Annotated in this window: 20 protein-coding genes; 17 read left to right on the top strand and 3 right to left on the bottom strand. The window is 71.2% G+C overall.

Features of this window, described 5'->3' with window-relative positions; translation table 11 throughout:
• Positions 1–70 precede the first annotated feature (70 nt).
• Both OG371_RS41590 and OG371_RS41585 read right to left on the bottom strand, forming a co-directional pair.
• A complete protein-coding gene (locus OG371_RS41590; RefSeq protein WP_329062287.1) occupies positions 71–916 on the bottom strand; it encodes an ABC transporter permease in 846 nt (281 codons plus the stop codon).
• Positions 913–1,851 (bottom strand): ABC transporter ATP-binding protein, encoded by a 939-nt coding sequence (locus tag OG371_RS41585; RefSeq protein ID WP_329062285.1) that lies wholly within the window; start codon positions 1,849–1,851, stop codon positions 913–915. Before OG371_RS41585 ends, OG371_RS41590 begins: the two co-directional genes overlap by 4 nt.
• A gap of 540 nt (positions 1,852–2,391) precedes the next feature.
• Here OG371_RS41585 and OG371_RS41580 point away from each other — a divergent pair.
• The 6 genes from OG371_RS41580 (at position 2,392) to OG371_RS41555 (ending at position 8,033) form a co-directional block, all read left to right on the top strand.
• Entirely contained in the window at positions 2,392–3,543 is a 1,152-nt protein-coding gene (locus OG371_RS41580; RefSeq protein WP_329062283.1) for a S53 family peptidase, read from the top strand.
• 230 nt (positions 3,544–3,773) lie between these two features.
• Positions 3,774–4,127 (top strand): G1 family glutamic endopeptidase, encoded by a 354-nt coding sequence (locus tag OG371_RS41575; RefSeq protein WP_329062281.1) that lies wholly within the window; start codon positions 3,774–3,776, stop codon positions 4,125–4,127.
• On the top strand, positions 4,124–4,489 hold the full coding sequence (locus tag OG371_RS41570; protein WP_329062280.1) for a hypothetical protein: 366 nt from the start codon (positions 4,124–4,126) through the stop codon (positions 4,487–4,489). The genes OG371_RS41575 and OG371_RS41570 overlap by 4 nt, the downstream gene beginning before the upstream one ends.
• 117 nt (positions 4,490–4,606) lie before the next feature.
• Positions 4,607–5,482, top strand: a complete 876-nt coding sequence (locus OG371_RS41565) for an alpha/beta hydrolase (protein ID WP_329062278.1) — start codon at positions 4,607–4,609, stop codon at positions 5,480–5,482.
• A gap of 189 nt (positions 5,483–5,671) precedes the next feature.
• The gene (locus OG371_RS41560) at positions 5,672–6,844 is read left to right on the top strand and encodes an acyl-CoA dehydrogenase family protein (protein WP_329062276.1); all 1,173 of its coding nucleotides are present in this window, start codon (positions 5,672–5,674) and stop codon (positions 6,842–6,844) included.
• A gap of 13 nt (positions 6,845–6,857) precedes the next feature.
• A complete protein-coding gene (locus OG371_RS41555) occupies positions 6,858–8,033 on the top strand; it encodes an acyl-CoA dehydrogenase family protein (protein WP_329062273.1) in 1,176 nt (391 codons plus the stop codon).
• Between the two features lie 58 nt (positions 8,034–8,091).
• On the opposite strand, the gene OG371_RS41550 is transcribed toward OG371_RS41555, so the two are convergent.
• Complete coding sequence (locus OG371_RS41550) at positions 8,092–8,544, bottom strand: DUF1772 domain-containing protein (RefSeq protein ID WP_329062271.1); 453 nt, start codon at positions 8,542–8,544, stop codon at positions 8,092–8,094.
• Positions 8,545–8,634: 90 nt separating this feature from the next.
• On the opposite strand from OG371_RS41550, the gene OG371_RS41545 reads away from it, so the two are divergent.
• From OG371_RS41545 to OG371_RS41495, 11 genes are all read left to right on the top strand, one after another.
• Complete coding sequence (locus tag OG371_RS41545; RefSeq protein WP_329062270.1) at positions 8,635–9,213, top strand: TetR/AcrR family transcriptional regulator; 579 nt, start codon at positions 8,635–8,637, stop codon at positions 9,211–9,213.
• A gap of 373 nt (positions 9,214–9,586) precedes the next feature.
• A complete protein-coding gene (locus tag OG371_RS41540; RefSeq protein ID WP_329062268.1) occupies positions 9,587–10,618 on the top strand; it encodes a LacI family DNA-binding transcriptional regulator in 1,032 nt (343 codons plus the stop codon).
• A complete protein-coding gene (locus OG371_RS41535; protein WP_329062266.1) occupies positions 10,618–11,586 on the top strand; it encodes a carbohydrate ABC transporter permease in 969 nt (322 codons plus the stop codon). The genes OG371_RS41540 and OG371_RS41535 overlap by 1 nt, the downstream gene beginning before the upstream one ends.
• Before the next feature lie 3 nt (positions 11,587–11,589).
• Entirely contained in the window at positions 11,590–12,417 is an 828-nt protein-coding gene (locus tag OG371_RS41530; protein ID WP_329062264.1) for a carbohydrate ABC transporter permease, read from the top strand.
• Between the two features lie 38 nt (positions 12,418–12,455).
• On the top strand, positions 12,456–13,730 hold the full coding sequence (locus OG371_RS41525) for an ABC transporter substrate-binding protein (protein ID WP_329062262.1): 1,275 nt from the start codon (positions 12,456–12,458) through the stop codon (positions 13,728–13,730).
• Between the two features lie 19 nt (positions 13,731–13,749).
• Entirely contained in the window at positions 13,750–14,928 is a 1,179-nt protein-coding gene (locus OG371_RS41520) for an ADP-ribosylglycohydrolase family protein (RefSeq protein WP_329062259.1), read from the top strand.
• The gene (locus OG371_RS41515) at positions 14,925–16,268 is read left to right on the top strand and encodes an ADP-ribosylglycohydrolase family protein (protein WP_329062257.1); all 1,344 of its coding nucleotides are present in this window, start codon (positions 14,925–14,927) and stop codon (positions 16,266–16,268) included. Before OG371_RS41520 ends, OG371_RS41515 begins: the two co-directional genes overlap by 4 nt.
• Positions 16,265–17,149, top strand: coding sequence for a ribokinase (locus tag OG371_RS41510; RefSeq protein ID WP_329062256.1), 885 nt, complete (start codon positions 16,265–16,267; stop codon positions 17,147–17,149). The genes OG371_RS41515 and OG371_RS41510 overlap by 4 nt, the downstream gene beginning before the upstream one ends.
• Positions 17,146–19,047, top strand: a complete 1,902-nt coding sequence (locus tag OG371_RS41505; protein WP_329062255.1) for an SUMF1/EgtB/PvdO family nonheme iron enzyme — start codon at positions 17,146–17,148, stop codon at positions 19,045–19,047. The genes OG371_RS41510 and OG371_RS41505 overlap by 4 nt, the downstream gene beginning before the upstream one ends.
• Positions 19,044–20,252 (top strand): CaiB/BaiF CoA transferase family protein, encoded by a 1,209-nt coding sequence (locus OG371_RS41500; protein WP_329062253.1) that lies wholly within the window; start codon positions 19,044–19,046, stop codon positions 20,250–20,252. Before OG371_RS41505 ends, OG371_RS41500 begins: the two co-directional genes overlap by 4 nt.
• Positions 20,249–21,073 (top strand): HpcH/HpaI aldolase/citrate lyase family protein, encoded by an 825-nt coding sequence (locus tag OG371_RS41495; protein ID WP_329062251.1) that lies wholly within the window; start codon positions 20,249–20,251, stop codon positions 21,071–21,073. Before OG371_RS41500 ends, OG371_RS41495 begins: the two co-directional genes overlap by 4 nt.
• Positions 21,074–21,116: the final 43 nt, after the last annotated feature.

The raw sequence follows: 21,116 nt of genomic DNA, 5'->3' as shown, positions 1-21,116 counted from the left end.
TTCACCTGCTCATTGTGGACGAGTCCCCGCCGGCGCGGTGCACTCGACACCGCGCCGGCGGGGACTCGCGTCAGGCGTCGGTCCGCTTCAGCCGGTAGGCGGCGCCGGCCAGGGCCAGCACCGTCCAGCCGAGGAAGACCAGCAGCCCGGTGGTGGGGGACAGCGTGGTCGAGTCGTGCGTCAGCGCGAACATCGACTCGCCGGCGTTGCTCGGCAGGTACGGGCTGATGTCACCCTGCCAGCTCGTCGGGAGCAGCGAGATCAGGCCGGGGATCAGCATCAGCAGGCCGACCAGCACCGCGATGCCGCCCGCGACCGACCGCAGCAGGGCACCCAGCGCCACGCCGAGGACGCCGACCAGGCCGAGGTAGAGGCCCGCGCCCAGCAGGCTGCGCACCACGCCCGTGCCGGACAGCGTCATCGCCGCGTGGGTGTCGGAGACGATGCCGCTGTCGAAGACGAAGGTGATGAACACGCCGACGAGGGCGACCACCAGGGCGACCAGGCCGAACACCGCGGCCTTGGACCACAGCACCGGGAGCCGGCGGGGGACGCCCGCCAGCGTGGAGCGGATCATGCCGGTCGAGTACTCGCCGGCGGTGACCAGCACGCCCAGCACGCCCATGGCCAGCTGCGCGAAGGTGATGCCGAACAGCGAGAGGCTGACCGCGGTGGCCTGGGCGAAGTCGCGGTCCATGCGCTCGCCGGAGGTGATCCGGGAGTGGTACTGGGCCGCGGCGATCAGGCCGATCGCGACCAGGAGCACCAGGCCGAGGCCGAGGGTGATCCAGGTGGAGCGCAGCGACCAGAGCTTCGCCCATTCCGAGCGCAGCACGCGCCGTCCGGTCACCTTGTAGACCGGGCGGGAAGCCTGCGCGGGGACCGGCGCGGGCGGGGCCGGAGTCGTGGTGGTCATGCCGCCCTCCCGAGCGTCTCGATGCCGGTGGTGGTGCCGTGGTACTCCACGGAATCCCGGGTCAGGTCCATGAAAGCCGCTTCCAGCGAGACGGTCCTCGCGGTGAGCTCGAACAGCGCGATGCCGTGCTCGGCGGCCTTGAGGCCGATGGCGCGAGCGGTCAGCCCGGTCACCTGCAGCTCCTCGGAGCCGGACTGGCCGGTGATCCCGACGCCGGGTCCGGCCAGCACCTCGCGCAGCCGCGCCGGGTCGGCGGTGGCGACCTGCACCGTGTCGCCGCCGGCCTCGCGGACCAGTTCGTCCACAGTGGTGTCGGCGAGCAGCCGGCCGCGGCCCACGATGATGAGGTGCTCGGCGACCAGCGCCATCTCGCTCATCAGGTGCGAGGACACGAAAACGGTGCGGCCTTCGGCGGCGAGCCCGGTGAGCAGGTTGCGGATCCAGAGCACGCCCTCGGGGTCGAGCCCGTTCACCGGCTCGTCGAGCATCACCGTCGCCGGGTCGCCCAGCAGCGCCGCGGCGATGCCGAGGCGCTGGCCCATGCCGAGGGAGAACTTGCCGGCCCGCTGCTTCGCCACGGACTGCAGCCCGGCCAGCTCGATCACCTCGTCGACGCGGCGGCGCGGGATCCCGTGGGTGTAGGCCTGCGCCAGCAGGTGGTCCACAGCGGACCGTCCGGGATGGACGGACTTGGCCTCCAGCAGCGCGCCGACCTCCTGCAGCGGGGCGCTGTGCTCGGCGTACCGGCGGCCGTTGACGGTGACCGACCCGCTGGTCGGCGCGTCCAGCCCGAGGATCATCCGCATCGTGGTGGACTTGCCGGCCCCGTTCGGGCCCAGGAACCCGGTGACGATGCCGGGCCGGACGGTGAAGTCCAGCCGGTCCACCGCCGTCTTCTCCCCGTACCGCTTGGTCAGCTGGTGTGCCTCGATCATGTCTGCCCCTGCCTCCGCGCGCCGGGCTGCCCGGCGCGTCTCCTCCGCAACGCTAGGAGCCCGGCGGCCGGGATCGGTGGTACCGCAGGGGGAACTGCGGGCCGGCGGTAGTACCGCGGTACCAGCGGGGGTGCCCAGAGTGGTTGGAGAATCACAGTCAGACGCCGCGGCGAACAGGTATACCGCGTTTACCGGCCACGCGACACCCTCCAAAGGCCATCTCGGGGATATCGATCGGCAAATTTCATTTCCGGGCGCGGGGAGGTCGGGTCAATTGGGCGATTTCGGACGTTTTGCCTGCGTGTGGCCGTGTGCCGGCAATTTCGGTAAAAGCGTTTAGGGTCGTCGAATGGAGTATGTGACTGCTCCATTCGGCCGAATGAATGCGATCTTCGGCAAGAAACATTCCCGACTTACGACGGGTTGATTACTTTCCACCGGCTGAGTTGAATTCCTCAAGGATCGAGCGAAAACCTTGGAGGCGCTATGCGCAGAACTATGCGAGGCCTGTCCGCAATTGTCGGATTCGCGTCGTTCGTCTTGGTATTGGGGGGATCGCTGCCGGCGCAGGCCAGCCCGGCCGCGGCGCCCCTGCAGCCCGACACGACCCATGCCTGCAACCAGAACGTGCAGCCTGGTTACGCGACTTGCTTCGCGCTCAAGCGGACCGACATCAAGCAACCGGCGGTTCTCGCACCGCACGCGGCCCCGTCCGGATTGGGGCCGTCGGACATCAAGTCCGCCTACAAGCTCGGTGACGGCGGATCCGGCCAGACAGTGGCCATTGTGGACGCCAATGACGACCCGAACGCGGAGTCGGACCTGGCGGCCTACCGTTCGCAGTTCGGCCTGCCCGAGTGCTCCACGGCGAACGGCTGCTTCAGCAAGGTCAACCAGAACGGCCAGGCCAGCCCGCTGCCGACCGCGGACAGCGGCTGGGCCGGTGAGATCTCGCTCGACGTCGACATGGTCTCCGCCACCTGCCCCGCCTGCAAGATCCTCTTGGTGGAAGCGGACAGCGCGACCATCGACAACCTCGGCCAGTCGGTCAACACCGCGGTGAAGCTCGGGGCGAAGTACGTCTCGAACAGCTACGGCGGCGGCGAGGACGGGTCGGAAGCCAGCTACGACTCGCAGTACTACACCCACCCCGGCGTCGCGGTCACCGCGAGCACCGGTGACAGCGGTTACGGCGCCAGCTACCCGGCGACCGGCGCCGGCGTCACCGCGGTCGGCGGAACCTCGCTGACCGCGGACGGTTCCAGCCGCGGCTGGAGCGAGTCGGCGTGGAGCGGCGCCGGCAGCGGCTGCTCCACTTCCGTTGCCAAGCCGTCGTTCCAGTCCAGCGTGGACACCGGTTGCGACAAGCGCGGCGAGGCGGACGTCTCGGCGGTCGCGGACCCGAACACCGGTGTCGCGGTCTACCAGACCTACGGTGGCAACGGCTGGGCCGTTTACGGTGGCACCAGTGCTTCTTCGCCGATCATCGCCAGCGTTTACGCGCTGGCGGGCGCCCCGGGTGCTTCGGACAGCCCGAACTCCTACCCGTACGCCCACAGTGACGGTCTGTTCGACGTGACCAGCGGCAGCAACGGTTCCTGCAGCGCCAGCCAGCAGTGCAACGCCGGCACCGGATGGGACGGCCCGACCGGGCTGGGCACCCCGAACGGCACCGCTGCTTTCGCGGCGTGAGAACTGAACAATAAGCGGACGTGAAGTACTGCGTCCGTAGCAGGAAATGACACGACGTGTGGGCAGGGTGCCGGCCGGCGCTCTGCCCGCACGTCGTTTCGGCTGGTTCAGCTCAGCACTTCCGTAGGTGCCGCCGGTCCGGGTGTCTCGCTACCGTGAATGAATCGCGCCGTAAAGGCGATCCTTTCGGCCCAACCGTTCACAGGAGCGATTCCATGAGAATCAGTTCGATGAGAAGACGGGATACGATCACACTCACTGCCGCATTGTCGGTCGTTTTCCTGGCCGCCCCGGCGACGGCTTCGGCCGGCAGTTTCGGCCCGTATTCACCGCAGGACAATGTCTGGGGCGGATACGTGGCGACCGGCTCGAACTTCACCGTGATCTCGGGCTCCTGGGTGGAGCCCCAGGTCACCTGCAACTCCCAGAACGACGTGTTCGCGCCGTGGGTCGGCGTCGACGGCTACGGCTCGCAGACCGTCGAGCAGACCGGCGTGGAAACCAACTGCGAGAACGGCTCACCGGCCTACCGCGCCTGGTACGAGATGTACCCGCGGCGCCGGTCTACTGGGACGACGCCGTGAGCGCCGGCGACCACTTCACCGGCAAGGTCGAAGACACCGGCGGCGGCAACTACGACATCACGCTGACCGACGACACCGCGGGCTGGACGGAACACACGACGCAGAACCTGGGCGCCTCCGACGTGAGCGCGGAAGCCGTCATCGAATCGCCCTCGCAGAGCTATCCGTCCTTTTCCTCCCTGGACTTCTCCGGAATCACGGTCAACGGCCAGGTTTTCGACACGTATTCCCCGCAGGGCCTGGACAGCGGCGGCTACCAGCCGAGCCCGCTGTCGAACGGCGCGTTCTCCATGACCGGCGGATTCGCCCAGGCGCACAGCCACCACAGCCAGGCGAAGCCGCAGGCACCGATTCGCTACTGAGCGTCCCGGGTTCCGCGGCCGCACAGCACGCCGCGGCCGCGGAACCCGGCGGCGTCGACGCCCGCCGGTCCATGGGGGACGGTGAGCCGTCGGATCGCCGGAGCGAAGGAGCCCGCAATGCCCACCGTGCCCAGTGCCACCTTCACCTACGAGGCCGCGGACGGGCTGGCCGTCGTCGCGTATCGGTGGGACGCGGTGGGCTCCCCGGCCGGGGCGGTGCAGCTGACCCACGGGATGGGGGAGCACGTCCGGCGGTACGAGGAGGTCGCCCAGGCGTTCGCCGCGCGGGGGTTCGTCGTGTACGGGCAGGACCACCGCGGGCACGGTGCAACCGCCCGTTCCGCCGCGGAGCTCGGGAACCTGGGCGAGGGCGGCTGGCCCGGGCTGGTCGACGACATCGGCCGGCTGGCCGCGGTGATCCGGGCCGAGCAGGCCGGACTCCCGCTGGTGCTGCTGGCCCACAGCATGGGCTCCTTCGCCGCGCAGCAGTTCCTGCTCGACCACAGCGGCGACGTCGACGCGGTGATCCTGACCGGGACCGCCGCACTGGACGTGCTCGAACCGGCCCTGGACCTCGACCAGCCGCTGGACCTTTCGATGTTCAACGCGCCGTTCGCACCCGCGCGCACCGAGTTCGACTGGCTCAGCCGCGACGAGGCCCAGGTCGACGCGTACGTCGCCGACCCGCTCTGCGGTTTCGGGCTCGAGCAGACCGCGGCGAAGGCCATGTTCGAGGGCGCCCGGCGGCTCGCCGACCCAACGGCGGTTTCCGGCATGCGCTCCGACCTGCCGCTCTGCATCGCGGTGGGGGAGCAGGACCCGGTGAACGGCGGCCTGGCGCTGTTCGATGCGCTCGTCCAGCGTTACCGCGACGCGGGCCTCACCGACGTCACCACCCACGTCTACCCCGGCGCGCGCCACGAGATCCTCAACGAGACCAACCGCGCCGAGGTGATCTCGGACCTGCTCGCCTGGACCGCGAAGGCGGTGTGACGTCGGCGCCGGTGTGATCGCCATGGTCACACCGATCCGAGGGACTCGGTCATTCCCTTACGCCCGGTGATTCCTTAGCGTCAGTGGTGAACCACTGCTCGTCGGGGTACCGGCTGCGCGGATCCGCCCGCCGCCCCTTATGTTCGGGTGGCCGGGTGATCACTGCTCGCCGAAAGGGAACCGAAGGACATGGATCTGGAACTCTCCGAAGGGGACATCGCGTTCCGGGACGGGCTGCGGGAGGTGTTCCTCGGCGCCATCCCGGAGGACATCCGCCGGCGCACCGCGCTGAACCGGATCACCCGCGACGACATCGTCACCAGCCAGCGCATCCTCAACGAGCACGGGCTCGCGGTGCCGCACTGGCCGGAGAAGTGGGGCGGCCGCGGCTGGACCCCCACCCAGTCGCACCTCTACGCCGCTGAGCTGCAGCGCAACGCCGTGCCGCAGCCGCTGGCGTTCAACGTCAGCATGGTCGGCCCGATCATCGCCGAGTTCGGCAACGAGGAGCAGCAGCAGAAGTTCCTGCCTGCCACGGCGAACCTGGACATCTGGTGGTCGCAGGGCTTCTCCGAGCCGGAGGCCGGCTCGGACCTGGCCTCGCTGCGCACCACCGCCCGCCGCGAGGGCGACACGTACGTGCTGAACGGCCAGAAGACCTGGACCACGCTGGGCCAGTTCGGCGAGTGGATGTTCGTGCTCGCGCGGACGAACCCGGACGCGCCGCGCAAGCAGCAGGGCCTGTCGTTCCTGCTGCTGGACCTGGCCACGCCGGGCATCGAGCGGCGCCCGATCAAGCTGGTCGACGGCAGCTCCGAGGTCAACGAGTTCTTCTTCGACAACGTCGAGATCCCGGCGGAGAACCTGGTCGGCGAGGAGAACAAGGGCTGGACCTACGCCAAGTTCCTGCTCGGCAACGAGCGCAACGGCATCGCCCAGGTCGGCACCAGCCAGCGGGTCTACAGCGACCTCGCGGCGGCGGCCGCGGGCATCGAGACCGAGGACGGCCCGCTCGCCGCGGACCCGCAGTTCCGCGCGTCCATGCACACCGCGAAGACCACCCTGCTGGCGCTCGAGGCCACGCAGATGCGGGTGACCGGCGCGTCCGAGAACGGCGCGGCCAGCCCGGTGTCGTCCCTGCTCAAGATGGAGGGCACCCAGGCGCTGCAGGCTCTGAGCAAGCTGCGCATGCGCGTCGCGGGCCCGGACGGGATGCTGCTGGACGCCGACGGCGAGCTGAGCGCCGACGACGCGGCGGTGGTCGCCGCGGAGCAGTACCTGAACCAGCGGAAGCTGTCGATCTTCGGCGGCTCCAACGAAATCCAGCGCGGCGTCATCGCCAAGACGATCCTCGGGCTCTAAGGACACAGCGATCATGAACCTCGAATTCAACGAAGATCAGCGGCTGCTGTTCGAGACCGTGGACTCGGCCGTCGGCCGGGGCTACCCCGCGGGCGGGCGCGCCGCCGCGACCGCCACCGAGCTGGGCTGGAACGAGAAGGTCTGGGCGACCCTGGGCGAGCTGGGGCTGACCGGGCTGACCGTCGCCGAGGAGCTCGACGGCGTCGGCGCCGGACCGGTGGAGGTCTACGCCACGCTGGAGGCGATGGGCAAGCACGCCGCCGCGGAACCGTTGCTGGACGGCGTTTTCCTGCCGTCCTGGCTGATCGCCGGGCTCGGCACCGCGGAGCAGGCCAAGCAGCTGCTGCCCGAGCTGGCGGCCGGCGGCACGACCATCGCGGTCGCGCACGCCGAGCCGGGCCGGCCCTGGGGCGCCGCCCGCGCCGTCACCGCTGCCGCGGACGGGTCCGGATCGGCCGCGCTCACCGGCGTGAAGTCGCCGGTGCGCCACGCCGACCAGGCCGGCCGGTTCCTGGTCACCGCGACCGGCGAGGACGGCCGGACGCAGGTGTACCTGGTCGACGCTTCGGCCGCGGGGATCACCCGCACCGACGGCCGGTCCGCCGACTGGAGCCACGCGTCGCAGGTCGAGTTCGCCGGCACGCCCGCGGTGCTGCTCGGCTCCGGTGACGCGGACGCGGCGGCCGCGCTGCGCCTCGCGTTCTCCCGCGCGCGGGTCGCGGTGACCGGCGAAGCGGTCGGGCTGATGGAGACCGGCCTGGCGCTGACCGTCGAATACCTCAAGACGCGCAAGCAGTTCGGCGTCCCGCTCGCGACGTTCCAGGCGCTCGTGCACCGCGCGGCCGACCTGTACGCGAAGGTCGAGCTGGCCCGTTCGATGGCGCTGTGGGCGACCGCGGCCGTCGAGGCGCACGACAACGGCGCGGACGTGGACCTGGCCACGGTGGCCGACGACGCGTTCGTCTTCGTGGCCGACGCGGCCACCACGGCGGCCGAGGAGATCGTCCAGCTGCACGGCGGGATCGGCATGACCTACGAGTCCGAGGTCGGCCACCACTCCGCGCGGCTGACCGCCATCACCGAGAGCTTCGGCGGGGTCAGCGCGGCCCGGCGCCGGGCACTGGCTTCGGACGCTCTGCTCCAGCCGCCGTCGGCGCTGCTGAACAACGCGGAGGCGGTCACCGCCTGAGGTCCTTCCTGCCGGCTCCCGGCGACGGTGCTCAGCCGCCGTCGCCGGGAGTTCCCGCTCAGCCTTGGGCAAGAGCGGTGGCCAGCAGCGCGAAGGCGGCGACGATCACGGCGACGCGGGCGTAGTGGTAGCGGTCCCAGCGATTCATCTGCTCCTTCCAGTCCGCGGGCCGGTTTTCCGGGGTCCAGTTCTTGCCCCGGTTGTTGATCGGGACGAGCAGCAGGACCGACATGAGCACGCTCACGATCAGCAGCCCGGCGGCGACGACCACCAGCACGCTGCCGGGGTGGTGCCAGCCGGCGATGGCCCAGACCGCGCTCAGGATGAGCGAGCCGATGTACCAGAACGGCATGAGGGCACCGAGCATCCGGCCCCCGTGCGCGCGGCCGAGCTGGTCGGCGTCTTCGGGGAGCGCGTTGAAGATCCGGTTGAGGACGAAGGCGACGGCGAACTCCACCCCGACCATCAGTCCGACGACCACGGTGGTGAAGACCTCGAGGGTGCTGAGCATGATGACCTTCCTGAAATCTAGCGTTGCTAGCTGATGGTGCAACGCTAGCGCTACTGTCGCTCGTTTGTCTAGCGATGCTAGAGTCGCATCATGTCGGTACAGGAACGCAAGGAGCGCGAACGGTCGGACCGCGAGCGCCTGATCGTGGCGACGGCCCGCGAACTCGCCGAGCAGCAGGGCTGGGACGCGGTCACCACCCGCCGGCTCGCCGAGCGCATCGAGTACAGCCAGCCCGTGCTCTACAGCCATTTCCGCGGCAAGCGCGAGATCATCGGCGCGGTCGCCCTCGACGGGGCGGCCGAGATGGCCGCGGCAGTGCGCGCCGCGACCGCCGCCGCGGACGGCCCGCGCACCCGCGTCACCGCGCTCGCCCGCGCCTATCTCGGCTTCGCTGAGCGCAATCCGGCGGTCTACGATGCCATGTTCCAGCTCGACGGCGGCCTGACCTTCGCGAACGACGACACCCCGGAACCGCTGAAGGACGCTTTCGCGGCCCTGCTGGAAAGCCTGGGCGAGGCGGCTGGGGACGGTGTCCACCCGGGACTGTTCACCGAGGTGTTCTGGGCCTCCCTGCACGGGCTGGCCACCCTGACCCGGGCCGGACGGCTGCCGCCGGGGGACGCCGAGCGGCGGGTGGAACTGCTGGTGGACCGGCTCGCCGTCGTCTGACCGCCGGGGTTCGCTGCGCGGGACTCAGGCCCGCCGGTCAAGGACTCCTTACCGGCGTCGCAAACGCGGTGAAGGAGGCCTTGCCCGCGTCGTATGCCGTTAAGGACTCCTTACCGGCGTGGTGCGCTGCGAAGGAGGCCTTACCGGCGTCGCACGCGGTGAAGGAGTCCTTAACGGCCGACCCGTGTGGCGCCGAAGCTGGCCACGCACAGTGCCTGCGCGGCTGCACAGAGGGTGTTGTTGACACGCCCGTTCCCCGGGTGTCAGTATTCAGAAACACTCCGTTGGAAACGTTTTCAACCAGTGAATCAGCACTTGTAAACGTTTCCAACCCGCCGAGTCCCCAGTCCTAGCCACCGAGGTACCCACGACGATGACGTCAACACGCGCCACGCTGATGCAGGTGGCCGAGCGGGCCGGGGTCTCCCTGGCGTCCACTTCGCGCGCCCTGCACGGGAGCGGCGCGAGCAAGGCGATGGTGGAGCGGGTTGTCGCCGCGGCCGCGGAGCTGGGGTACAGCGTCGACGCGACCGGGCGGTCGCTGCGGATGAAGAAGACGTTCCAGGTCGCGTTCGCGGTGGCGGACATCGGGAACCCGGTGTACGTCGACATGATGCGGGCGATCCACGAAGTCCTTGCGCCCCAAGGGTACCGGGTGGTGGTGATGTCCACAGGGGACACCGCGACCTCGACCGCCGAGCTGGTGCGGAGCCTGAACAGCGGGTTCGTCGACGGGCTGATCGTCAGCCCGCTGCGCACCGACGACCGGCTGATCGCCGAGATCCAGCGGGCCCCGGTGCCGGTGGTGGTGATCGGCCGGGCGATGGACGACCGCGGCATCAGCTCGGTCTCCACGGACTCGGCCGGCGGCATCGCCGAGGCGGTCCGGCACCTGTACGGGATCGGCCGCCGCCGCATCGGGTTCCTCAACGGCCCGCTCGACACGACCCCGGGCTCGTCCCGTCAGCGCGGTTTCGACGCCGTGGACCACGGTCAAGCGGAGCGGTTCGACCAGGAGATCGCCGGCGACTTCACCGTCACGGCCGGGCTCGAGGCCGCCCGGCGGCTGCTGGCCCGCCGGCCCGAGCAGCAGCTCGACGCGCTCGTGGCGGCGAACGATCTGCTCGCCATCGGCGCCATCCGCGCGGTGCGCGAGCTGGGCCTGTCGGTGCCAGGGGACGTGGCCGTGACCGGCATGGACGACACCGAGCTCGGCCGCGTTTTCCAGCCCAGCCTCACCAGCGTGTCGCTCGGCTCGACCGAGCGCGGGCGCGCGGCGGCCCGGCTGATGCTGCAACTGGCCGACGACCCGGACCAGCCCGCGCAGCAGGTGAACGTCGGCCCGGCGCTGCGAATCCGCGAATCCACATCGGTCGAATCCACGGTGCTGGAAGGAGGCGAGTGATGAGCACGGACACCCTGCTGCCCCAAGCGGCGCCGAAAAAGCCGTCAAGAAAACCGGCGTCGCGAGGGCAAGCGGCGCGGACCCGGCGGCGCGAGGCTGTCGGGCTGGTGCTGCCGTCGCTGATCCCGATCCTCGTGCTCAGCGTGGCGCCGTTGCTGATAGGCGTCTTCCTCGCCTTCACGAACGCGCGGCTGGTGCGCCACCCGGATTACGGCTTCGCCGGGGTGGACAACTTCACCCGCCTGGCCGGCAACACGCTGTTCTGGGACTCGCTGCGGATCGGCCTGATCTGGACAGTCGGCGTGACCGTGCTCCAGCTCGCCGCCGCGATGGGATTGGCGCTGCTGTTGAACTCCGGCCTCAAGCTCCAGGGCCTGACCCGGGTGCTCGCGCTGGTGCCGTGGGCGATGCCGCCGGTGGTGGTGGCGATCATGTGGCAGATGATCTACTCGGCCAACGGCGGCCCGCTGAACGCCGTGCTCGGCAGCGTCGGGCTGCCCTCGGACACGAACTGGCTGGGCGATTTCTCCACCGCGCTGCCCGCGGTGATCGTGGTCGGGGTGTGGGTCGGCATGCCGCAGACCACGGTGACGCTGCTGGCCGGGCTGCAGCAGATCCCGGCGGAGCTGCACGAGGCCGCGGCGGTGGACGGCGCGGGCGCGTGGCGGCGGTTCACCGCGGTGACCTGGCCGGCGCTGCGGCCGATCGTCACCTCGATCACCTCGCTGAACTTCATCTGGAACTTCAACTCGTTCTCGCTGGTCTACGTGCTCACCGCGGGCGGGCCGGGCGGCAAGACCATGGTGCCGGTGCTGTTCGTCTACCTGGAGGCGTTCAAGAACCGCGAAATCGGCTACGCCGCGGCGATGGGCATGGTCCTGGTCGTGGTGGTCGTGCTGATCCTCGCGGTCTACCTGCGGTCACAGTTCCGCGACGACCGCGCCGCCGACGTCCGAAAGGGCCGGTGACCGATGCGCCTGCTCCTGCGCCCGGCCCAGTACGCGGCCCTCGCGCTGTACATCCTGTTCCTCGGTTTTCCCTTGCTGTGGCTGATTTCCGCCTCGGTGAAATCGTCCGGTGAGCTGAACTCGCTCTCGGCGAGCCTGCTGCCGCACGAGTGGCACTGGGAGAACTACGCGGAGGCGTTCACCAAGCAGGGCCTGCTGCATTCGGCGTGGAACAGCCTCGTGGTCGCGCTGGCCTCCACCGCGCTTTCGGTGCTCATCGCGGTGCCCGCGGCGTACGTGCTGGCCCGGCTGCGCGGCAAGGTCCGGGTGGCCGGCGTCGGCTGGATCCTGGTCAGCCAGGTGTTCCCGGTGGTGCTGATCATCCTGCCGCTGTTCCTGATCCTGCGGACACTGGGGCTGGCCGACAACCTCGTCGGGCTGACGCTGGTGCACACCACGTACATGCTGCCGTTCGCGCTGTGGATGCTTCAGGGTTACGTGGCCGCGATCCCGGTGGAGCTGGAAGAAGCCGGGGCGATGGACGGCGCGAGCAGGCTGACGGTGTTGCGCACGATCGTCTTCCCGCTGCTGGCCCCCGGCGTGGTGGCGACGGCGATGTTCAGCTTCGTGTCCTCGTGGAACGAGTTCTTCTTCGCACTGGTCCTGTTGCAGTCGCCGGAGAACTACACCCTGCCGATCACGTTGAACATGTTCGTCGGCGGTGAAGGCAAGGTCGCCCTCGGCCCGCTCGCGGCGGGCGCGGTGCTGGCCGCCATTCCCAGCATCGTCTTCTTCAGCATCCTTCGCCGGAAGCTCACCAGCGGCCTGATGGCCGGGGCGGTGAAGGGATGACCCGGTCCCCCGATGGAAAACGCTCGAAAGGTCGGTCGATGAAGACACGACGCGCGGTGGTCGCCGCCTGCCTGCTGGTCACCAGTCTGCTGCTCGCCGCGTGCGGCGGCGGCAGCGGGGACAGCGGCGGGCCGGTCACGCTCACCTTCCAATCCCTGTCCGACCAGCCGGCCGCGATCGCGCAGACGCAGAAGATCGTCGGCGACTGGAACAAGGCGCACCCGGACGTGCAGGTCAAGATCGTGCCGGCCGGCTGGGACGGGGTTTACGACAAGCTGGTCACCCAGTTCAACGCCGGCTCGGCGCCGGACATCGTGCACTACGAGGCGGCGGGCATCGCGCCGTTCGCCAGCGACGGCTACCTCGCGGACCTGACGCCGTACCTGTCCGGGCAGAAGCGCGCGGACATCCCGAAGGGCGTGCTCGACTCGGTGACGGTGGACGGCAAGGTGGTCGCCGTCCCGACCGAGCTGCAGTCCTATGTGGTCTTCGCCAACAAGACCCAGCTGCAACAGGCGGGTGTCGCGATCCCGACCGGCGCCACCATGACCTGGGACCAGCTGCGCCAGATCGCCAAGGCCACCACCAAGGACGGCAAGTACGGCCTCGGCTGGGGCCTGTCGAGCCCGACCGCGGCGTTCGTGGCGCTGGCACCGGCCTTCGGCGGCAAGTACTTCCAGGGCACCGGCGACAACGCGTCGCTTTCGGTCGGCCAGGGTGAGATGGCGCTGCCCCAGCTGGTGAACTCGATGGCGTACCAGGACAAGTCGATCCTCCCGGTCACGCTGACGCAGTCCGGCACCAAGGCGCTCGCGCCGTTCTACGCGGGCCAGACGGCGATGACCGTCCAGGGCTCCTACCAGGCGGTGAACATCGAGAAGGACGCGCCGAAGGGCTTCGACTGGATCGTGCTGCCGCCGCTGGCCGGCCCGTCCGGACCGGAGCAGGCCGCGAACCCGCAGACGCTGTCGGTGAACAAGGACTCGGCGCACGTGAAGGAGGCCGCGCAGTTCGTGGACTTCTTCACCGACACGGAGAACCTGGCCGCGATGAACGAGGCCGACGCGCTGATCCCGCCGACCACCTCGGCGCGGCAGGCGCTGACCGCCAAGCTCGGCTCGAAGAACGGCTGGGGCACCATCCTCGCCTCGGGCCAGTACCTGACGTCGGCGCCGTACCTGTTCGCCGGCAAGTACGCGCAGTGGAAGGACACCGTCGCGACCCCGGCGTACCAGCGGTTCCTCGCGCAGCAGGTCGACGCGAACGGGCTCAAGAGCCAGCTCGAAGACGGCTGGAAGAGCGTCAGCAAGTGAAGCGGACAGGAGCGGATTCTTGACCTGGCTGGAAAACCGGGCCGTCGCGGTGATCACCGGCGCGGCGGTGGGCGACGCGCTCGGCGGCGCCGTCGAGGGCTGGACCCCCGAGCAGATCGAACAGCGGCACGGCGGGCGGGTGACCGGAATCGTCGGCCCCTGGTACCCGAACTGGCAGGACGCCCGCCCGATCGCCCCGTACCACAAGGGCGACGGGCACATCACCGACGACACCCTGATGACTCGGGCGCTCGTCGAGGTGTACGCGAAGCGCCGCGCGCACCTCGACGCGTACGCGATGGCCGAGGACCTGGTGCCGCTGATGATCGGGGAACCGCGCTGGGTGCCGGAGCTGGAGTCGACGGCTTTGCTGCTGCAACGGGTGTTCCTCGCGGAGAAGTGGATCGTCGCGCGGCTGCACTACGGGCACGTCGACCCGCGTGAGGCGGGCGTGGGCAACGTGGTCAACTGCGGCGCGGCGATGTACGTCGCGCCGGTCGGGATCGTGAACGCCGGCGACCCGCGTGGCGCGTACGCCGAGGCGATCGACCTCACCGGCGCGCACCAGTCGAGTTACGGGCGCGAGGCGGCCGGGGTGCTGGCCGCGATGGTCGCGGCCAGCGTCGCTCCGGGCGCGAGCCTCGACGACGTGGTGAAGGCCGCGCTCGACGTCGCGCACGACGGGACCGCGGCGGCACTGCGGGCGGTCGTCGACCGGTTCGGCGGCCGGACCCCGCCACCGTCCACTGAGGACGAGGAACGCGCGCTCGCCCGGCTGGTCCGGGAGACGGTCGCCCCGTTCGACTCGGTGGGCCCGGAGTACCGGCAGATGTCGATGGACGCGCGGCGCCCGTCGCGGACGAAGTCCATTGAGGAGCTCCCCGCCGCGCTGGCGTTTGTGCTGGCGCACCAGGGGGACTTCCGGGGTGCGGTGCTTGCCGCCGTCAACTACGGCCGCGACGCGGACTCGATCGCCGTGATGGCCGGCGCGATCTGCGCGGGGCTGGGCGGGACCGACGTGGTGCCCGCGGAGTGGGTCGACGCGATCGGCGACGCCAGCCGCACGGACCTGCGCGAGACCGGCCGGCTCCTGGGCTCGGCCGCCGCCGACATCCTGCGCGCCGACCGCGAGCGGGCGCTGGCCCGGCTCAGTGCGCTCGACACGCTCGCCGCCGTTGCCGTGGGGGAGCCGGCGTGAGGCTGACCTGGGCCCAGCCCGAGGACCTGCTCGCGCACGAGCTGGTCCAGTCCACTGTGGAGGGCAAGGACAGCTTCGGGATCCGCGCGCGCTGGGCCGCCGCCGGTGGTGACCTCGTGCCCGCGGTGAGCGGGGCGGGCCCGCGTCCGGCGTCCCCGGAATTGCGGGCGCTGGCCCGGGAACTGCTCGACCAGCTGGACGCGCTGCCCGCCGCCCCGGCGCCGGACGAGCCGGACGGCTGGGAGGCGATCCTCGCTTCGTTGCCGCCCGCGCCGGAGCTACCGGACCTCGTGGGTGACGAGCGGGTGCTCGGGGCCTGGACCGGCCGGGCCGCGGGGTGCCTGCTCGGCAAGCCGGTGGAGAAGGTCCCCCGCGAGGGCATCGAGGAGATCCTGCGCGCGACCGGGCGCTGGCCGCTCGACCGGTGGTTCACCGCCGCCGGGCTGCCCGCGGACGTGGCCGCGCGGTGGCCGTGGAACCGGCGTTCGGCCCCGACCTCGCTCGAGGAGAACATCCACGGGATGCCCGAGGACGATGACCTCAACTACCCGATCCTCGCGCTCACCCTGCTCGAAACCCACGGCCGCGGCTTCGGCACCGACGACGTCGCGCAGCTGTGGCTCGATCACCTCCCCGCGGGCCGGGTCTTCACCGCGGAACGCGCGGCCTACCGCAACATCCTCGACGCCCGGCCGGTGCCGGAGACCGCGACGCACCAGAACCCGTTCCGCGAGTGGATCGGCGCATTGATCCGCGCCGACGTCTTCGGCTGGGTCTGCCCGGGCGACGTGCGCGCTGCCGCGCGGCTGGCCTGGGCCGACGCCCGGCTCAGCCACACGCGCAACGGCGTGTACGGCGCGCTGTGGGCCGCGGCGCTCGCTTCAGCGGCGATGGTGTGCGGCACCGTCGACGAGGTTCTGGACGCGGCTTTCGCGGTGATCCCGCCTCGTAGCCGGCTCGCCGCGGCGGTGCGGTTCGGGCGTGAAGCGGCGTCGGAAGGCGATGTTCGCGCTGGGCTCGACCGGCTGCACGCGGCGTACGGGGACCTGCACTGGGTACACGTGCTCAACAACGCCGCGGTCATCGCGTACGCGCTGGCCAAGGGCGGCGGCGAGTTCGGCCCGAGCGTCTCGATCGCGGTCACGGCCGGCTGGGACACCGACTCGGCGGCGGCGACCGTCGGCGGGGTCGTAGGCGCGCTGCTGGGACCGGACGGCATCGGCGAGTACTGGACCACACCGCTGGACGGCCGGATCGCGACCTCGCTTCCCGGCGGCGAGCAGTCCATAGTGGACCTTGCCGCGCGCACGACGGCGCTGGCGGCCCGGGGCGCTTCGTGATCGGCCGGGTGGTGGTGGTCGGCTCGGCCAACGTGGACCTGGTGGTCGACGTGCCCCGCCCGCCGCGCGGCGGGGAGACGATCCTCGGCGGCGGGCTGCGCCGTCACCCCGGCGGCAAGGGCGCGAACCAGGCCGTCGCCGCCGCGCGGGCCGGGGGAGCGGACACGACGTTCCTCGGTGCCCTCGGCGAAGATGAGGCCGCGGACCTGCTGCTCACGTCGTTGCGCGGGGCCGGGGTCCGGACCGACCTCGTCGAGCGGGCCGACGCGCCCACCGGGACCGCGCTGATCAGCGTGGCCCCGGACGGTGAGAACGCGATTGTCGTCGCGCCGGGCGCCAACGAACGGCTGCGGCTCGGCGCCGCGCAGGCCGAGCGGATCGCCGAGGCCGACGTGGTGCTGGCCCAGCTGGAGATCCCGCTGGAAGTGGTGACGGCCGCCGCGGCAGCCCGTCGATCAGGAGCGCTGCTGGTGCTGAACGCGGCGCCGTCGCGTGAGCTGCCCGACGATCTGTGGGCCGCGGTCGACGTGCTCGTCGTGAACGAGCATGAGGCCGCCGACCTCGCGGGCGCTCCGGAGGAACTGCTGAAGCGGGTTCCGTCGGCCGTGGTCACCCTCGGCGGAGCGGGCTGCCTCATCCTGGAACGGGATCGGGAACCGTTGCGGGTCAAGGGAATCGGCGTGGACGTGGTCGACACGACCGGTGCCGGGGATACGTTCTGCGGGGTGCTCGCGGCCGCGCTGGCGCGGGGATCGGGCCTGGCCGACGCCGCCAGTCAGGCCTGCGTGGCCGGTGCGCTGGCGGTCACGCGCCCGGGTGCGCAAGCGGGCGTCCCGACTGCCGAGGAGGTCGCCGCGGCGGCCGGAGGAAAGGTGTCATGACCGTCCCGTTCGATCCGCTGGTCCCGCGTCCGATCGACCGGCCTTCGCAGGTGCCCGCCGTGCTTACCGAGGAAGCACTGGCCGCGCTGGACGAGGCCAAGATCTTCGCCGCGCCCGCCGAGCCGGCCGACTGGCCCGCGTGGCGCGAGAACCTGCGGGTGTGGCGCGAAGAAGCGCGGCGGCGTCACGGCTACACGGGCGCGGCGTACGAGCGTCCGGCCGGGGCGTGGGCGGCCACCTGCTACGCCGTCGCGCAGGTGTGGCTGTGGGACGAACTCCTGTACTCCTTCGAAAAAGCGGAGTTCACGCCGGAGCGGTTCCTGGCTGACGCGCGGGATCGGTTCGGCGGCCTGGATGCGGTGGTGCTCTGGCACGCGTACCCGGTGATCGGCCTCGACGAGCGCAACCAGTGGGACTTCTACCGCGACGTGCCCGGGCTGGCGGCCCTGATCACCGCGCTGCACGAAGCGGGCCTGCACGTGTTCGTCGACTACAACCCGTGGGACGTCGGCACTCGCCGGGCCGGTGACGACCGCACCGAGCTGGCCGCGCTGGTCGCGGACCTCGGCGTGGACGGAGTTTTCCTCGACACCCTCAAAAAGGCCGAGCCGGAGTTCGTCGCGCGGCTGGAGGCGGCCCGGCCCGGGCTGGTGCTGGAGGGCGAGTCCAAGCTCGCGGTCGAGCGGATCGAGGACCACGCCGCGTCGTGGGCCCAGTTCTTCGCCGACTCGCCCGTGCCCGGCGTGCTGCGCTCGCACTGGTACGAGCGGCGGCACATGCAGCACCACGTCCGGCGCTGGCACCGTGATCACTCGGAGGAACTGCAATCCGCGTGGCTCAACGGTGTCGGGGTGATGGTCTGGGAGGTCGTCTTCGGAGTCTGGGTCGGCTGGTCGCCCCGCGACTCAGCGACCGTGCGGCGGATGGTCACGGTCCAGCGCGCGGCGAGCGAGCTGCTGCTGCACGGCTCGTGGACCCCGCTCGCCGAGCTGCCCTTCGAAGCGGCCGGGATCTACGCGTCGAGCTGGGAGCTGGACGGCGTGACACTGTGGACACTCGTCAACCGCGGCGAGACCGGCTACCAAGGCCCCTTGCCGGGCATCGACCTCCTGGGCGGGGTGCCGGCCCGCGGGATCGGCGCGGCCCTCGAGTTCACGGACGAACCCGCGTGGCTGCCGGAACTCCGTGAGGCGCTGGCCGGAATGCGGCACGATCCCGACGCCCGCTTCCCGCACCGGCTGGCCACTCGCGTTGCTCCACAAAGGACATACGGCGAGCCTGAGGTGGACGCCGTGGTCGTTCCGGCCGGGCCGTACGTGCTGACCGTCCGGTACCGCGCCCGCGAGACCGGGATGTACCAGGGCGCGCCGTACGTCGACGAGTGGAAGCCGTTGCCGCCCCGGCTGCACGACCCGCGGACGCTCCAGCGTGAAGGTGAGCTGGCCACGCCCGTCGCGGTCGCGGTGACTGAGGTGACGAACGCGCAGTTCGCCGAATTCGTCGCGGCCACCGGCCATCGGGCCCCGTCCGCTAGGGGAGACGCGGACGCGCCAGTGACCTATGTGGACCTCGACGACGCGCGCGCGTACTGCGCATGGCGCGGCGGGCGTCTGCCCACCGAGGACGAGTGGCAGCTGGCGGGGCAGTCCGGCGGCCTGCGCCGCGGCGAGCCCGCGGTGTGGAACTGGACCGAGAGCGAGCACTCCGACGGCCGTACGCGGTTCGTGATGCTCAAAGGCGGGAGCGATTTCCGGGCCGAGGGCTCCGAGTGGTACGTCGAGGGCGGCCGCCACGCGCCGGACTACAGCGTGAAGCTGCTGCTGCCCGGGCTCGGCCTGGCGCGCAGCGCGACGGTCGGCTTCCGTTGCGCCTGGGACCTTCCGGAGGTGACGTCGTGACCGTCTCCCGTGATCCGGAAGCCGGCGCGCTGGCCGGGCTCCGCGTGGTCGACGCGTGCACCCTGTTCGCCGGCCCGATGGCCGCGATGCACCTGGGCGACATGGGCGCGGACGTGATCAAGGTCGAGCACCCGGACCGGCCCGATCCCTCGCGCGGCCACGGCGCCGCCAAGGACGGCGTGAACCTGTGGTGGAAGACGCTCGGCCGCAACAAGCGCACGGTGACCATCGACCTCGGCAGTGACGGTGGCCGTGAGGTGTTCCTCGCGCTGGCCGCCACCGCGGACGTGGTGATCGAGAACTTCCGGCCCGGCACGCTGGAACGCTGGGGACTGTCCTACGACGAGCTGTCGGTCCGGAACCCGCGGCTCGTGCTGGCGCGCGTCACCGGGTTCGGGCAGTTCGGCCCGTACCGCTCGCGGCCCGGGTTCGGCACGCTCGCCGAGGCGATGAGCGGGTTCGCGGCGACGACCGGTGAGCCGGACGGCCCGCCGACGCTGCCGCCGTTCGGGCTCGCGGACGGGGTCGCGTCGCTGGCCACGGCGTACGCGGTGATGGTGGCGCTCGCGGCGCGCGGCACCACCGGGCTGGGGCAGGTGGTCGACACCGCGATCATCGAGCCGATCCTGGCCATGCTCGGGCCGCAGATCACCCGCTGGGACCAGCTGCGCAGCGTCCAGCCGCGCACCGGAAACCGCTCCATCAACAACGCTCCGCGCAACACTTACCGGACTGTCGACGGGCAGTGGGTCGCGGTCTCGACCTCGGCCCAGTCGGTGGCCGAGCGGGTGGTCCGCCTGGTCGGCCGGCCCGACCTGGTGGACGAGCCGTGGTTCGCGCGCGGGGCCGACCGGGCGAAGCACGCCGACGAACTGGACGAGGCCGTCGGCGGCTGGATCGCGAAACGCACGCGGGACGAGGTCGTCGCGGCGTTCGAGGAGGCCCAGGCCGCGGTCGCCCCGATCTACACCGCCGCCGACATCGTCGAGGACCCGCAGTTCCGCGCGCTGGGCACGATCCACGAGGTCGAGGACCCCGAACTCGGGCCGATGCTGATGCAGGGCCCGCTGTTCCGGCTGTCCGGCAACGACGGCGTCATCCGGTTCACCGGGCGCCCGCACGGCGCGGACACCGACGCCGTGCTGCGCGAACTCGGGTTCTCGGCCGCGCGCGTCGCCGAACTCCGTGACGGGGGAGCGGTATGACCCCGCCGCTGACCTTCCTCTACACGCCCGCCGACCGGCCGGAGCGGGTGCGCAAGGCGCTGGAGTCCACTGCGGACGTGGTGCTCGTCGACCTGGAGGACGCGGTCGCGCCCGCGCACAAGGAGGAGGCGCGGGCGAACGCGGTGCGGCTGCTCGCGTCCGGCACACGCTCGGTGCAGGTGCGCGTGAACCACCCGAGCACGCCGTGGCACGAAGCAGACCTCGCGGCGCTCGCCGGCCTTCCGCTCGCGGTGGGCGCGCGGATCCCGAAAGTCGAGTCACCGGAGGAGATCCTGGCCCTCGCGGCGGCGCTGCCGGGCCGGGCGCTGCACGCGCTGATCGAGTCCGCGCTGGGCGTCGAGCGGGCGTTGCAGATCGCGACGGCGTCACCCGCGATCGCCTCGATCTCGCTCGGGGAGGCGGACCTGCGCTCGGACCTGCAGGTCGACGACGAGGCCGCGCTGTCCTGGCCGCGCAGCCGGGTGATCGTCGCGGCGCGGGCCGCGCGCCTGCCGCCGCCCGCGATGTCGGTGTACCCGAACGTCCGTGACCTCGAAGGACTGGCAGCATCGTGCCGGGCCGGGCGCGCGCTCGGGTTCCGCGGCCGTACGGCGATCCACCCCGCGCAGCTGGCGACGATTCGGGAAGCGTTCCTGCCGACGCCGCGGGAAGTCTTGCGCGCCAAGGAAGTCCTGGCCCGCGTGGCCGGGGCCACGGCGGCGGGCGTCGGCGCGATCGCGCTGGCCGACGGGACGTTCCTGGACGTCGCGATGGTCGAGCAGGCGCGCGCCGTGCTGACGCTCGCCGAGCCCGCGCCGTAACCCGCCGGGCCCGACGCACTCAGCAGCCGCGAACCCGGCCTCC

The sequence above is a fragment of the Amycolatopsis sp. NBC_01480 genome, from assembly GCF_036227205.1.
GTDB lineage: Bacteria > Actinomycetota > Actinomycetes > Mycobacteriales > Pseudonocardiaceae > Amycolatopsis.
The sequence above is the reverse complement of the archived record's forward strand: the minus strand, read 5'-3'. Positions and strand labels throughout refer to the sequence as shown.